This is a genomic window from Pontibacillus halophilus JSM 076056 = DSM 19796 (assembly GCF_000425205.1).
Lineage (GTDB): Bacteria > Bacillota > Bacilli > Bacillales > BH030062 > Pontibacillus_A > Pontibacillus_A halophilus.
Genome location: NZ_AULI01000008.1, coordinates 148003 through 162439, shown reverse-complemented (window position 1 = coordinate 162439; position 14437 = coordinate 148003). Strand labels below are relative to the sequence as shown.

At 45.6% G+C, this 14437-nt stretch carries 12 protein-coding genes; 10 read left to right on the top strand and 2 right to left on the bottom strand.

Features of this window, described 5'->3' with window-relative positions:
- The first annotated feature begins 332 nt into the window (after positions 1-332).
- The 9 genes from H513_RS0109375 to H513_RS0109335 all read left to right on the top strand — a co-directional run bounded on the left by H513_RS0109375 (position 333) and on the right by H513_RS0109335 (position 11518).
- A complete protein-coding gene (locus H513_RS0109375; protein ID WP_026800522.1) occupies positions 333-995 on the top strand; it encodes a DUF4867 family protein in 663 nt (220 codons plus the stop codon).
- 11 nt (positions 996-1006) lie between these two features.
- Positions 1007-2758, top strand: coding sequence for a solute:sodium symporter family transporter (locus H513_RS0109370; RefSeq protein WP_026800521.1), 1752 nt, complete (start codon positions 1007-1009; stop codon positions 2756-2758).
- A gap of 41 nt (positions 2759-2799) precedes the next feature.
- Positions 2800-4845 (top strand): alpha-glucosidase, encoded by a 2046-nt coding sequence (locus H513_RS0109365; RefSeq protein WP_026800520.1) that lies wholly within the window; start codon positions 2800-2802, stop codon positions 4843-4845.
- Positions 4846-4934: 89 nt separating this feature from the next.
- The gene (gene sftI, locus H513_RS0109360; protein WP_026800519.1) at positions 4935-6275 is read left to right on the top strand and encodes a sulfoquinovose isomerase; all 1341 of its coding nucleotides are present in this window, start codon (positions 4935-4937) and stop codon (positions 6273-6275) included.
- Between the two features lie 18 nt (positions 6276-6293).
- Complete coding sequence (locus H513_RS0109355) at positions 6294-7466, top strand: diphosphate--fructose-6-phosphate 1-phosphotransferase (protein WP_026800518.1); 1173 nt, start codon at positions 6294-6296, stop codon at positions 7464-7466.
- On the top strand, positions 7450-8181 hold the full coding sequence (locus H513_RS0109350; protein ID WP_026800517.1) for a GntR family transcriptional regulator: 732 nt from the start codon (positions 7450-7452) through the stop codon (positions 8179-8181). The genes H513_RS0109355 and H513_RS0109350 overlap by 17 nt, the downstream gene beginning before the upstream one ends.
- Before the next feature lie 23 nt (positions 8182-8204).
- Positions 8205-9101 carry a class II fructose-bisphosphate aldolase gene (locus tag H513_RS0109345; protein WP_026800516.1) on the top strand — a complete coding sequence of 299 codons (897 nt, stop codon included), beginning with the start codon at positions 8205-8207 and terminating at the stop codon, positions 9099-9101.
- Between the two features lie 20 nt (positions 9102-9121).
- The gene (locus tag H513_RS0109340; protein ID WP_026800515.1) at positions 9122-10552 is read left to right on the top strand and encodes an aldehyde dehydrogenase family protein; all 1431 of its coding nucleotides are present in this window, start codon (positions 9122-9124) and stop codon (positions 10550-10552) included.
- A gap of 66 nt (positions 10553-10618) precedes the next feature.
- Positions 10619-11518, top strand: coding sequence for an AEC family transporter (locus H513_RS0109335; protein ID WP_026800514.1), 900 nt, complete (start codon positions 10619-10621; stop codon positions 11516-11518).
- 61 nt (positions 11519-11579) lie between these two features.
- On the opposite strand, the gene H513_RS0109330 is transcribed toward H513_RS0109335, so the two are convergent.
- Positions 11580-12389 (bottom strand): SDR family oxidoreductase, encoded by an 810-nt coding sequence (locus H513_RS0109330; RefSeq protein ID WP_026800513.1) that lies wholly within the window; start codon positions 12387-12389, stop codon positions 11580-11582.
- Between the two features lie 238 nt (positions 12390-12627).
- Here H513_RS0109330 and H513_RS0109325 point away from each other — a divergent pair, with 238 nt between their 5' ends.
- Positions 12628-13167 (top strand): hypothetical protein, encoded by a 540-nt coding sequence (locus tag H513_RS0109325; protein WP_156111438.1) that lies wholly within the window; start codon positions 12628-12630, stop codon positions 13165-13167.
- Positions 13168-13209: 42 nt separating this feature from the next.
- Here H513_RS0109325 and H513_RS0109320 read toward each other — a convergent pair whose 3' ends face one another.
- Complete coding sequence (locus H513_RS0109320; RefSeq protein WP_026800511.1) at positions 13210-14385, bottom strand: MFS transporter; 1176 nt, start codon at positions 14383-14385, stop codon at positions 13210-13212.
- Between the last annotated feature and the right edge of the window lie 52 nt (positions 14386-14437).

Sequence of the window (14437 nt, the reverse complement as noted above, 5' to 3'; positions counted from 1 at the left end):
TCGTTCCTCTCCATGTACATCAGTTATATACAGCCTGTCTTCGTATCGTCGAACCGCGAATCCTGGCGACTTTCATTTCGTAGTCATGACTCCACGTTCTTGAAAGGAAATATGGCGGTCATGAAAGGGGAAGTGGGACAGCGGGACAGGTTCAATGTCCCGCTTCAGGGACGATGAACCTGTCCCACTGTCCCCTCTCTTCCAATAACATACAAAAGATTCAAAAAATTTTCAAATTGTCTTGCAAACATGTATGCGCTTCCATTAGAATGTTAGACAGAAAAGGTAACAATGTATTCTGAAAGGTAGACATCTTTTGAGGGGGATGGAGAATGGGGAATGTGTTGGAACTCAATGAGCATCTAGCTATGTATGATGTGAACAGTGAGGATTTCAAGCCGTTTGGGAGAGTCTTGCAAGGCTTTCCGTTAGAGCCTTGTCTTTCGATGATGGAAGGCACAGAAGTACCGGAGATGGGAAATGTGTATGTTGCATCAGAAGTGAGGTTTGAACAGAAGGGGCTAAAAAGTGCGTTAGAACGGCGCTACTACGGTGGCATGGACATCCAGATTGGGTATTGCAACGGTCAAAACTCGCATTTAGGCGGGCTTGAGTTTCACAAGGGGAGTGAAATCAACGTTGCTGTAACAGATTTCGTTTTATTACTTGGACATCTGAATGATATGGAAGGGGATACATTCCATACGGATTTTTTGAAAGCGTTTTATATACCACAAGGGACAGCAGTTGAACTGTATCAAACGACTCTTCATCTTGCTCCATGTAAAGTCTCAGACCAAGGGTTTAAGTGCATGGTCATCTTACCGAAGGGGACGAATACAGAACTGAGTGAAGAAGAGAAATCTTGGGATCCGCTTCTATACATGCGGAACAAATGGGTATTAGCTCATCCAGAACATAGTCGTTTTGTAGAGAATGGGGCGCATGTTGGAATTGTGGGTCCTAATATTAGAGTAAATTATAAGAGCGAATAGGGGGATAAGGGATGAGCGGAATTACATATACGTTACTTACATGTGTATTGTTCATGGGGTTGGTAGGCTTTATATCTTATAAGAAGTCGAAAGGATCCGTAAATGATTCAGATGGATATTTCTTAGCTGGGAGAGGGTTAACGGGTGGATTTATCGCGGGGAGCTTATTGCTTACGAATCTATCTGCTGAGCAACTGATTGGATTAAACGGTCAGGCTTATCGAACGAACTTGTCTAATATGGCTTGGGAGGTAACTGCTCCTCTTGCGGTAATTGTTATGGCACTGATTTTACTTCCTAAATATTTAGGAGGAGCTTTCTCAACGCTGCCAGAGTTCTTGAGTAGTCGGTTCGATGACGGGGTGCGGAGATATATTGTTCTATTATTCATGCTTGGCTATGCATTTGTAACGATTCCGTCCGTTCTTTACTCCGGTGCGCTCGCCGTACTGAAGCTGTTCGATGTGCCATCATTGTTAGGCATCTCATTTGAGTCGTCTGTCTGGCTTGTTATTTGGGTCATCGGCATCATTGGTGCTATTTATGCCATCTTCGGAGGGCTTAAGGCAGTTGCCATATCCGATACGCTCAACGGGATTGGCTTATTGGTAATTGGGATGATCATCCCAATCGTTGGGCTAATCGCTTTAGGAGACGGAAGTCTAACGGAAGGATTTAAGACGCTTACGACAGAGAATGCGGATAAACTGAATGCCATTGGCGGACCGAATGATTCCGTACCGTTCTCTGCAATCTTCACAGGGATGATCTTCATGAACATGTTCTATTGGGGGACGAACCAATATGTGATTCAGCGAGCTCTTGGTGCGAAGAACTTGGCTGAAGGTCAAAAAGGGGTACTGTTCTCTGGCTTCTACAAGCTCATGGTACCTATCCTAATGATGATTCCTGGTGTCATTGCCTTTCATCTTTATGGTTCAGGTCTTGCCACGGTCGACCTTGCTTATCCAACGATGGTAACGAACCTTATGCCTGCCTTATTATCTGGCATATTCCTTGCTGTCTTACTAGGAGCGGTCTTCTCAAGCTTCAACTCACTCCTTAACTCTGCTGCGACGATGTTTGCACTGGATGTTTATAAGCCAGGATTTAAGCCGAATGCTACGGACGAACAACTAATTAAAGTGAGTAAATGGTTCGGAACGATTCTTGCATTGGTTAGCTTCTTCATTTCTCCAATGCTAATGAACGCACCAGACGGCCTTTGGGATATTATTCGTAAGTTTACCGGCTTCTTCAACATCCCAATCATCGCGATTGTTCTTGTTGGGATTGCATCGAAGTTTATTCCGCCACTTGGTGCGAAGATTGCTGTTATCTTCCACGTTGTGACGTATTACATGCTTGTGTGGGGGTTAAATCAATTATTTGGGATTGAAATTACGATGAACTTCATCCACATCTCAGCGATTCTATTCGTTATTGAAGTTGGCATCATGATCGTGGTCGGAATCATTCGTCCACTACCAGAAGCTTACACATTTAGAGATAATCCAAAAGTCGATATGGTGCCATGGAAGTTCGCCATCCCAACGGCAATCATCTTGCTTAGCTTAATTGTCTTTAGTTATATTGTATTCTCTCCAATTGGACTGGCTTATGAGAATGCCATTGTATCCGGTTGGTTCTTTGGAGGAACAGCGATACTTGCAGCCGTGACTGGTTTGGCACTCTGGTTCTCCATGAAGAAGTGGGATCGTAAATATGAGCAAGTGGTGGAGCAACGATACAATGAACTGTAACTAGTTTTTGAAAGCGGATACGTATAAGGGGAGGAATTAGAATGAACGGAACACTTTCTGAAACGAACATTGGACTACACGTTGAAGAATTGGAACAAGGGTTTCAGGTTAGCTTGGATGGGAGAGTTATTCTTCGACACACATCTGGAAATCCGTGCCTATTTATTGGGCGTGGTGAAGAAAAAATGGACATGTACAGAGGAAATTTCGATATTGAGGATTATGTAGAAGAAAGATTCGGACTTCGGTATAGCAATGTTAGTCAAGCAGAGCAGGGCTATCGAATTGAGATGAAGCGGTCAGCACAGGATGAGGAAGCGTTACACTTGTCCTTCGAGGTAGAGAAAGGGAAGCTTGTTCTACATTTCTCTAACGAATTGAATCATTACAATCGTTTCTGGCTTCGCTTACATGCAGAAGACAGTGAATATGTGTATGGTTGTGGGGAGCAGATGTCTCATCTAAATTTAAGAGGCAAGCACTTTCCACTATGGACGTCTGAGCCGGGTGTCGGCCGAAATAAACGCACGTATACAACTTGGCAAGCGGACGTGCACGATAAAGCAGGTGGAGATTACTATCACACGAACTACCCGTTACCGACCTTTATTTCTTCCAGAGGCTATTATTGCCACGTGAACACGTCAGCCTATGCAGACTTTGATTTCCGTAAATCATCGTTCCATGAGTTACACATATGGGAAATTCCGACTTCGATTCAAATCGAAACAGGAGAAACCTATAAGGAGATTGTATCGAAGTTAACCTCACAGTTCGGGCGGCAACACGCGCTACCAGAGTGGACCTATGATGGAATTTGGTTAGGTCTCCAAGGTGGCACGGAAACCGTTCAGAAGAAAATCGATGCCGCACGGGACAGTGGAATTAAAGTCGGGGCGGTTTGGGTACAGGACTGGCAAGGAAAGCGGGTCACGTCCTTCGGTAGACGATTAAATTGGAACTGGAAATGGGATCCGAAAGAATATCCAGGCCTTGATGAGAAGATCAAGGAATGGAAGCGAGAAGGGATTCGGTTCCTTGGTTACATCAATCCATACGTTGTTGTAGATGATTCACTCTATAATGAAGCGAAGGAAAAGAACCTCCTTGTGCTAAACCAAGAAGATGAAACCTATTTAGTGGATTTTGGAGAATTTGACTGTGGCATTGTAGATTTGACAAATGATAAAGCGTTCAGCTGGTATAAGGACGTTATTAAGACGAACCTTATCGACTTTGGCCTTGATGGTTGGATGGCGGATTTCGGAGAGTACCTTCCAATTGATGCGAAGCTCCATAACGGCATCTCCGCAAAAGTTATGCATAATGCTTGGCCGGCATTATGGGCAAGAGTGAATTATGAAGCCGTTAAAGATGCTGGGAAGCTTGATGACATCATTTACTTTATGCGCGCTGGCTATACAGGAAGTCAGCAATACGCTCGACTTCTTTGGGCGGGTGACCAGAGTGTAGATTGGAGCCTCGATGACGGCATTGCTTCTGTCATACCAGCTGCTTTATCTGCGGGGATGACTGGCAATGGGCTTCATCATAGTGATATTGGGGGGTACACAAGTCTTCATGGGAACAAGCGAACGAAGGAACTCTTATTGCGCTGGCTTGAAATGGCTACATTCACGCCTGTAATGCGAAGTCATGAAGGGAATCGGCCAACGGATAGCTATCAATACGACCACGACGAAGAGACAATGAAGCGGTTTGCTGACATGACGGATATCCACTGTACATTGGCACCTTATTTAAGGGAGCTTGTAGAAGAAAATGCTCAAACGGGTGTACCTGTACAGCGTCCATTATTTATGGAATACGAAACGGATGTTCACGCACTTAACATCCAGTACGAATACATGCTAGGTAGCGACCTACTCGTTGCTCCAGTCTATGAACAAGGTCGGACAACGTGGGATGTATACCTACCAGAAGATGAGTGGATTCATCTGTGGAGTGGGCAGGAGTTTAGCGGTGGATCGGTCACTGTCGACGCTCCGATTGGGGAGCCGCCTGTGTTCTATCGCAAACAATCGAAGCATAAGCAATTGTTCGAGTCCATCAACAACCGCCCATAGAAAATACAAATTAAAGGTCACTATCTATTTGAAAAGGTAGTGACCTATGTTATAGTAAAAGTAATACAGCAAAAGGGTGGGGAGAAGGAATGAGTTATTCCATATTATACGTACCAATCGGACGCAAGACGTTCGATCTTGAAGCAGGGGAAGTACAACGTCAAAAAAGTTCAGAGGTACTGAACAGCCTCGATGTGAATGTCATTGAGCCGGACGGTATTCTAACCTCTCCAGACGACTTGAAACATTTTCTGAAAGCGGTTCAAAAAGATGAAATCATTACGACGATTTACCAAAGTGTCACGTTTGCAGATGGAGAGTTTGTTGAAACGCTTATCAGAGAAATAGAGGCGCCTGTAATCGTTTGGTCGATACGTGAGCCTAGCATCAACGGTCGACTTCGACTGAACTCATTAACAGGCGGAAATAGTACAAGCCATGTTCTGAAATGCGCGAAACATCCATATACATTTTTGTTCGGAAATCCAGAAGAAGCACAAGTGAAGAAGAAAATTGAGGTTCAGCTTAAAGTTCGGGGTGTCATGGAAGAACTGAAGCAGCTTCGAATTGGTGTGATTGGGGAACACCCTCCAGGCTTCTTCTTCTCAGGAACGGACGTAGAGTTATTGAAAGAACAGCTTGGGGTTGAAGTGAAGGATGTAGATCTTGAGCATGCATTTACTCAATCTAAGAAGTTGACTGAAGAGGAATATGAACATGCGATTACGCGTGCTGAGCAACAAGTGATTGGCTTGAATCGAACAGATGAGACTGTCCACAGATTTGCACAGTTTACGACATTCATGGAGTCCGTCATTGAAAACGAGCAGCTAACAGCTCTAGCCATTCGTTGCTGGCCTGAATTCTTTAATGAGTTAGGTGCAGCAGCCTGCTCAACGCTTTCACAATTCACAGAAGATGGCATTGTTTCCTCGTGTGAAGCAGATATCCACGGCTCTGTATCCATGTTTATTCTGCAGCAAATGAGTGGAGGACTCGCTCCGTATCTAGGGGATATGGTACACGTCAATGAAGCGAGCAATTCAGTCGTATTCTGGCATTGTGGTGCTGGGGCGTATTCTCTTGCACATCCAGAACAAGGCGCAAAGCCAGGGGTTCATCCAAACAGGAAGCTAGGCTTTACGATGGAGTTTGGATTAAAGCCAGGTCAAGTTACGATGTTCCGCGTCGGATATACACCAGATGGATATCGACTGCTTGTGATGCGAGGCAATGCATTGGATACGCCGAAGCGATTTAACGGGACTTCCGTTGAAGTGCAATTAGAAACAGATATTAATGAAACGCTGTATGGCCTTATGGAAGATGGTTTCGAGCCACACTACGCGCTCGTATATGCTGATGTTGCCGATGAGCTGATTGAGCTTGGGCGTCAACTGGGTCTAGAAACGATCGTCTATACGGCATAACAGTATAGGGGGATACAAATGAAGAAGGTGGCCATTGGTCAGGCGGGAGGTCCGACTGCGGTTATTAATGCGACGCTTGTCGGCCTTGTCGAAACGGTGCAGGATGAGTGTGAGGTATTGTTTGTTCAGAATGGATATGAAGGGCTCGTCAACGAACACTTTTTAACTGGAGATGAAGCCACCATCCAATGGGTCACGAGTCATCGCCACGTCCCAGGTGCGTGTCTCGGTTCTGGTCGCTACGCGTTCACGGATGAAGCTATTACACAAGCGGTGACAAATCTTAAGAAGCAGGGCGCGGACACACTCTTTTTCATTGGTGGGAATGGAACGATGGAAGCCTTGTTGAAAGTGAAGCAAGAAGCGATTCAGCAAGGTATGGAGTTAACCGTAATTGGCCTTCCGAAAACAGTCGACAATGATTTAGGGTCTACCGATCATGCTCCTGGCTTTGGAAGTGCGGCGCATTACGTTGCCCAATACGTAAAGGATGCTTCTCGAGATTTACATGCGATGAAGAATTTCGAACAAATTCGCGTGTTGGAGACGATGGGGAGGAATGCTGGCTGGCTAGCAGCAGCATCTGGGGTATACAAGGAGCATCCAGAAGAAGGCCCCCATTTCATCGCCGTCCCTGAACAAAAGCTTGATCGTAAAGAACTTCTACGTGTGGTGAAAGCAGCCATTCGTGACTACGGATACGCAGTTGTAGTCGTCAGCGAAGGGGTGAAGTGGGAGGACGGAGAGCAGATTGAGCGAGCCGTCGTCCATGGGCGTGCCGTACTTGGAGGAATCTCAGAAGAAATCGAAGCCTTTCTAAAAGAAGAGTTGCAATTGTCCGTTCGTTCCGAGCTACTTGGCATGAATCAGCGTGCAGGAAGCCAAGAAGTGTCGACACAAGACCAAATGGAAGCCTATGAAGTAGGGCGTGTCGGTGGAGAATGGGCGAAAGAAGGTGCCGATCATATTATGGTTTCCTTTGTGAGGGAGCAGATGGATGACTATGAAATGAAGCTGAAACCCGTTAAGCTTGAAGATGTGATTCATGAAGGCGAACGAGGTTTACCTTCTCAATTTATAGAGAACCCTGAGTCCTACTATGCTTGGTTACGTCCTCTCCTAGGAGGTGGGACGCCAAGCTACCCGCCGTTAAGCCAAAGGAGAGTTTACAACCATGAGAAAATTAATTGATCCAAATAAAGAGGTTGCCCTATACATTCAGCTGAAAGACGTATTCATTCAACGCATCCAGAATGGAGAATGGGGAGCGGATAAGCTAATCCCGACAGAGCAGGCGCTTATGAAAGAATTTGATGTTAGTCGAACGACTATCCGTCAAGCGATTTCACTGCTTGTCCAAGAAGGCTTGCTTGAGAAGAAACAAGGACGAGGTACGATTGTCAAACCTCGAAAGCTTATCGGGAACTTGGGTCAGTTGAAGGGGTTTGCAGAAGAAGTACTTGAGAAAGGGCAGACACCTCGAAGTCAATTCATTCGTGCAGAATTTAAAACAGACCTACACCATGAACGTTCCATGTTAAATGTAGAGGAGAACGAACCAATCTTACTCGTTGAGCGAATCCGTTTCGCAGATGATGTTCCGGTTGCACTTGAACGAACGTGCTGGCCGCAATCCATTGGGAACATCCTTATGGAATTTGACTTAAATGAAGCGCGCTACTATGAAATTCTGGAGAAATACAATGTGTACTTAAATCGAGCTAGTGAGAAGATTTCGGCTATTAATGCAACGATTCAAGAAGCCGACTTATTAGGGATTCGTGCTGGGGAAGCCTTGCTTGAAATGACGCGGCTAAGTCTTGGGGTGAACGGAGAACCAATTGAGTATACAAAGACGAAGTACCGAAATGATCAGTACCACTACAGCATAGAACTGAAGCGGTAAATCTAAATGGGGGAGAGATTCACATGGCATTTCTCGATGGGAAAACGATGCTTGAACATGCTCGACAACATCAGTACGGGGTAGGGGCGTTTAGTGCACACAATGCAGAGACAATCGCTGCCATTATTGAAGCGGCGGAGGAGAAGCGTGCACCAATTATGATTCAAATTGGACAAAAGGTGATCCAAACGCTTGGATTAAGACAGATGAAGGCGATGGTGGATAGTTTCGCTGAGAATGCAACGGTTCCGATTGCCATTCATTTGGATCACAGTCGTCAATTTGAACAAACAATGGAAGCGATTCAGCTTGGATTCCAGTCGGTCATGTTTGACGGTTCTGCCCGTACGTTCGAAGAGAACGCAACCATTACAGACCATGTCGTGAAAGCAGCCCGTGCGCTAGGCATAGGAAGTGAAGGTGAAATTGGAAAGATTGGTGGAACAGAAGACGACATTACCGTTGATGAGAAAGATGCGCTCATTACGACGACAGCTGAGGCGGTGGAGTTCGTTACTGCGACGGATGTCGACTACTTAGCGGTTTCGATTGGAACAGCACACGGTATTTATAAAGAAACGCCGAATCTTCGCTTTGACCGTCTTGAAGAAATCGCAGCAGCCGTGCAACGCCCGATTGTTCTTCACGGCGGCTCTGATGTTCCGGACGAGCAGGTGCAGCGTGCCATACAGCTCGGTGTAAGTAAGATTAATGTAGATACTGAGTTGCGTCAGGCGTACACATATGGCTTACAACAGTACATGGCAAGCAATCCGACAGATATCGTATTAGCGAATTCACTTGGAGCAGGCAAAGAAGTGATGAAGCAAAAGGTTATGGAGAAGATCGATGTATTTGGTAGCGCTGGAAAAGCCGAAGAACTTGTAGTTACTACACGCGAAAAGGTCGTAACGTTATAACGAATAAAGGGGATGTTCGGATGAATAGTGTAACGGAAACGCGGTTCGGATTGTATGTTGGTGGGGAATGGACAGCCACTGATGAGACAGAAAAAGTTTATAACAAATACACACAAAGTTTAGTCGGAGAAACAGCTGTAGCCTCAGAAGAACACGTAATTCGTGCTGTCGGTGCAGGTAAGGAAGCATTAAGGGTACCGTTTTCACCATATGAACGGTACGAGGTCTTGTCTAAAGTTGCCAAACTCCTTCGCGAACGGAACGAGGAGTTTGCCACAACGATTGCAGATGAAGTAGGGAAGCCGATTGCAGAAGCGAGGGGAGAGGTTGGTCGCGCTGCCTTGACGCTAGAGATTTCTGCAGAAGAAGCGAAGCGAATTCACGGAGAAGGGATTCCGGTTGAATCTGCACCAGGTTCTGAGAATCGTCACTCCTTTACGAAGCGATATCCAGTTGGTGTTGTGGCGGCCATTACACCCTTCAACGTGCCATTGAATCTTGTCTGTCATAAGATTGGGCCAGCCATTGCAGCAGGAAATAGTGTGGTGTTGAAGCCTGATGAGAAAACTCCGCTTTGCGCACTCTTGCTCACAGAACTATTTGAACAGGCTGGTCTTCCTAAAGGTCGCCTGAACGTGTTAACAGGCAAAGGCGACGTGGTTGGTCCGCTACTAACAGCGAACGAAGAGATTGACATGTACACCTTTACTGGTAGCCCGCGAGTCGGCCAACTCATTCGGGAGCAGGTTGGACTTCGAAAGGTCGCGCTGGAGCTTGGGAACAATTCAGCCACAATCGTTCACAATGATGCAGATGTTGAGGAAGCTGCTAAGCAAGTCGCGCAGAAAAGTTTCAATAATGCAGGACAGGTGTGCATCTCTGTACAACGAGTCTATGTTCATCGGGATGTATACAGCTCATTTGTTGACAAGGTGAAAGCGTACACGAAGGAAATTAAACTCGGAGATCCAAGAGACCCATCTACAAATATGGGGCCAATGATTGCAGAATCTGAGGCAGAACGTGTAGAAGCATGGGTGAAGGAAGCAGTAGAACAAGGTGCGACTGTAGAGACAGGTGGCAAACGTGAAGGTGTCTTCTACCATCCGACAGTTCTCACAAATGTGCATGACGACATGAAAGTTTGTCGTCAGGAAGTCTTTGGTCCTGTCGTAGCCATCGCTCCTTATGAAACAGAAGAGGAAGTCATTGCTAAAGTGAACGACTCGGAATATGGCTTGCAAGCTGGACTATTCACTAATAATTTAGCATTCGCCATGAAGGCAATGGAGGAGATTGAAGTGGGCGGATTAATTGTGAACGACACTTCAGGATACCGTGTAGACCATATGCCTTACGGTGGGGTGAAGAAAAGCGGGCATGGGAAGGAAGGACCTCGTTATGCCATTGAAGAAATGACAGAAGAGAAGATTGTTGTATTTAATTTGTAAATGGGTGAGGGCTTGCTGAAAGCCCTCTTCTTTTATGAGAAGAATGGTAAAGGAGACAGTGAGAACATGTCATTTGTAACGGTTTTGCTTCCAATTTTCTTTGTATTTGGTCTTGGATTTATCGCCCAGAAGTTGCTCCACTTTGATCCGTCTCCTTTCTCAAAGTTGGCTTTATATATACTCGTTCCTGTCCTTGTCTTTCAAACCTTTTACGAAGAGACAATCACGTTTTCTTATGTATTTATTCTGATTTACATGCTCGGGTTATGTGCCTCGATTATACTCATCGTGACGGTGCTTTCGAAGTTTGGGCGTTATACGGAGGAAGAGCGTTGCGGTCTTGTACTATCGTCAGCTTTCACGAATAACGGGAACTACGGAACACCGCTTATCCTGTTTTTATTTGGTTCTGTTGGGATGGAAACTGCGATTGTCTTAATGGTACTTCAACAACTACTCATGAGCACGCTAGGGGTGTACTATGCGGCCAAAGGTGGGAAAGACGGCGATGGAATCAGTGCCGCGTTACGGGCGGTGCGTAAAATGCCGATGGTTTACGGAGCGCTTGTAGGGATTGCATTTCACTATCTTCACTTGCCACTAGGAGAATTAAAGGGAGGCATTGAGCTTGTAGCTAGTGCCGCGATTCCTATTATTATGCTTACACTAGGGATGCAACTTGCTACACTAAAGGTGGATACAGTGGACCGGATGAAAGTTTCCATTGCGCTCGTCTTGAAATTAGTAGCAGCACCGCTACTTGCCGCATTGATTGTAATGCCAATGCCTGTTGATCTACTCACAAAGCAAATTATGATCATTATGGCAGCTACACCAACAGCTGCAAATACGACGATGTACGCTATCCAATTTCAGACAGCCCCTCAAACTGTCACAACTTCCACATTCGCCACAACTGTACTAAGTATCATTACTATGCCTATTGTGATCTACTTTGTGTCGTAGATACAGGGGGGACAGGTTCCTCGTCCCATTCTGGGACAGCGAACCTGTCCCCCTGTCCTACTTACTTCCAGCCTTTTTCAAATAGCATTTTACCTGGCCAGGTATATGCTTGAAGGCCTCCGTCAGCTAGAATATCTTCTCCAGTCACGAAGGAACTGTCATCTGATGCTAGGAAGAGAGCTACTTTAGCCATTTCATTAGGTTGTCCAAGACGCCCCATTGGGGTTACCCATTCCTGCGCTTCTCGAAATTGTTGTCCTTCGTCTTCTTCTTTAGAACCAGCAAGCTTATCCACAAGTGGCGTCTCAATTGTCCCCGGTGCAATCGAGTTTGCTCGAATTCCTTGACGCCCATAGTCAATGGCCATCGCTTTCGTTAAGTTAATGATTCCACCTTTAGCTGCATTATAGCCAGAACGGTCTAAATCTGCAGCGCGTCCGGACATGGACGATACGTTAATAATAGAACCACCGTGTTCGAGCATCAGTGGGATGATGTATTTGCTTGTCATGAATGTCCCTCTCAAGTCAACGGAAAGAATCTTGTCGAACAATTCCATTGGATATTCGTGTACTTTGCCACCTTCCTCATCGACACCCGCGTTGTTAAATAACACATCAACAGCACCATGCTTTTTCTTTACTTCTTCAGCGAATTCCTTCACAACTTCTTCACTAGATACATCTAAGTATTGAGCCTCCGCTGTGCCCCCTTCGTCCTTTATCGATTGAACGGTCTTGTTGACTTTCTCTTCATCCACATCCGCACAGATTACTACAGCTCCTTCCTTTGCAAATAGCTCTGCAGTAGCCTGTCCAATGCCTGTTGCCGCACCAGTTACAATTGCGACCTTACCTTCTAATCGTGCCATTACTCATCACTCCTTCAATAGTCTACGAATGCTAGTACCCTCAAAGAATTTAATAGAAACGTGGGACGGAGGGACAGGTACAATGTCCCCCCCCTCAACCTAAAGGAGTGGGACGATGAGCCTGTCCCCCTGTCCCGAAAATATGGAAAAAATAGGTTCAAAGGCTTGCAGATGGGGAAGAGAGTACTTGAGTAGACTACGTGATTCTTAGGAGGGGCTTAAGGGTATGAATGTGTTGATGAGTGTGTTATTGGGAGTAGGGATGGCGTTTTCTTCGCTCACAGCGGGGATGGATACGACTTCGATGTCTTCTGCTACGATGGCTGCGTTTGGCCAGGGTGGAGGAGCAGATGTTGAGACGGAGTTCGTTCAATACGTAGAAGAAGATCTGGTAGCAATCCAGCAGGAGGAACAGGTTGCCATTGACACGTTCAATCAGCTTGTAAGCGATCCGAATGTACAAGCAGGTACATTAGTTTCAACGATGGAATCAGAAGTGCTTCCTCGTTATGAGAAAGTGGTTAATGGACTGAAGCTGATAGAGCCAGAAGCAGAGGAGTTGAAGAACATTCACCAAACTTACGTGAGCGCCTCTGAAAAACAATTTGAAGCATTAACAAAGGTGTATCAAGCAGTAAACAATCAAGAAGAGGCACTGCTTGATGAATCGGATGCGTTGTTCATGGAGGCTGAAACGATGCTTCTTGAATACGAGACAAAGCTTCAAACTCTTGCCTCGGAATATGGGATGGAATATACGTCACCCTATGTACAATAAATAAAGAAACCCTCTCATCATCCACGAGAGGGTTTCTCTTGGTTAAGCTGTCTGCTGTTTCGCCTGATGTTTCGTAAAGAACACATAGAACGCAACTACAATAAAGAGGACAAGTGCGCTGCATGTCATATAAAGTTCTACATACCCGAATCGGCTCACAACAATCCCTAATAGAGAAGAACCTAGGGCAATGCCAGAATCAAAGAACGTGAAGAAGGTGGCTGTGGCATGGCCGCTTCGTTTGGGTGGTGCAGCTTGAACGGCTAGTGTTTGGAAGCTTGGTACAAGGGTTCCATAGCCGAGACCGATGAGTACGGCAGCAAGTATAATTCCCGTAGTTCCATCCGCCTGAGCAAGCATGAGCAACCCAATGGAATAGAGCACCAAGCAAGGAATCATGACGTAAGATGGCCCGACTCTGTCAAACAGTTTTCCTGTTACCGGACGGGAGAGTAGCATGGCCATCGCAAACACGGCAAAGAAGTACGTACTTGCCTGCAAGAGGCCAAGTGACTTCGTATAAATAGAAATAAATGAAATGATGCTTGAGTAAGTGAACGCCACAAAGCTACCGATTAAGGCAACGCGAATTGAGCGTTTCTCAAAGAGGTCATCTATTGTGAACTTCCAGCTAGGTTTCTCTGTAAGTTGCACTTCCTCCGTTCGGAGTGTAGCAATAAAGAAGAAACCTATCGCTAAGACACCTACGAAAATGACGAACAACGGGTTAAAACCAACTGCATTAATAATCGTAAGCGCAAGTGACGGACCAACAACAACGGCTACGTTCATAGACATGGCATAGTAGCCGAGTCCTTCTCCTCGTCGTTCAGCTGGGATGGTGTCAGCAGCAATTGCTCCCGTAGCTGTGGTCGCTATGCTGAACGTAATGCCATGGATGAAGCGGAGCACCAATAAGGACGACAAATCTGTTACGAATAAATAGGGTATACATAAAAGGCCAAAAAATATGGCGCTAATGAGTAGCATCCGCTTCTTCCCGAATGCTTCGAGTAATTTCCCAGAGAAAGGCCGGACGAGTATAGCGGCAAGCAAGAAAATGGTAACAATTAAACCAGCTTGGCTTTCTGTACCTTGTAAACGGTCGACAACATAAATCGGAAGCGTTGTGAGCAATCCGTAAAAGACGAGAAATACAAAGAAGTTACTAAGGGAAATGCTAATAAAATCACGTGTCCAAATTCTAGGTTGGCTCACTTGATCCCCTCCTTTTCACTATTCTTACTATGGTTCTGTTCATCGAAACAAT

What these genes read in the sequence shown, in the direction of transcription:
- H513_RS0109350 (WP_026800517.1), top strand. Translation starts at nt 7,450, where the DNA reads ATGAGAAAATTAATTGATCCAAATAAAGAGGTTGCCCTATACATTCAG.
- H513_RS0109340 (WP_026800515.1), top strand. Translation starts at nt 9,122, where the DNA reads ATGAATAGTGTAACGGAAACGCGGTTCGGATTGTATGTTGGTGGGGAA.
- H513_RS0109345 (WP_026800516.1), top strand. Translation starts at nt 8,205, where the DNA reads ATGGCATTTCTCGATGGGAAAACGATGCTTGAACATGCTCGACAACAT.
- sftI (WP_026800519.1), top strand. Translation starts at nt 4,935, where the DNA reads ATGAGTTATTCCATATTATACGTACCAATCGGACGCAAGACGTTCGAT.
- H513_RS0109325 (WP_156111438.1), top strand. Translation starts at nt 12,628, where the DNA reads ATGAGTGTGTTATTGGGAGTAGGGATGGCGTTTTCTTCGCTCACAGCG.
- H513_RS0109370 (WP_026800521.1), top strand. Translation starts at nt 1,007, where the DNA reads ATGAGCGGAATTACATATACGTTACTTACATGTGTATTGTTCATGGGG.
- H513_RS0109375 (WP_026800522.1), top strand. Translation starts at nt 333, where the DNA reads ATGGGGAATGTGTTGGAACTCAATGAGCATCTAGCTATGTATGATGTG.
- H513_RS0109335 (WP_026800514.1), top strand. Translation starts at nt 10,619, where the DNA reads ATGTCATTTGTAACGGTTTTGCTTCCAATTTTCTTTGTATTTGGTCTT.
- H513_RS0109365 (WP_026800520.1), top strand. Translation starts at nt 2,800, where the DNA reads ATGAACGGAACACTTTCTGAAACGAACATTGGACTACACGTTGAAGAA.
- H513_RS0109330 (WP_026800513.1), bottom strand. Translation starts at nt 12,389, where the DNA reads ATGGCACGATTAGAAGGTAAGGTCGCAATTGTAACTGGTGCGGCAACA.
- H513_RS0109355 (WP_026800518.1), top strand. Translation starts at nt 6,294, where the DNA reads ATGAAGAAGGTGGCCATTGGTCAGGCGGGAGGTCCGACTGCGGTTATT.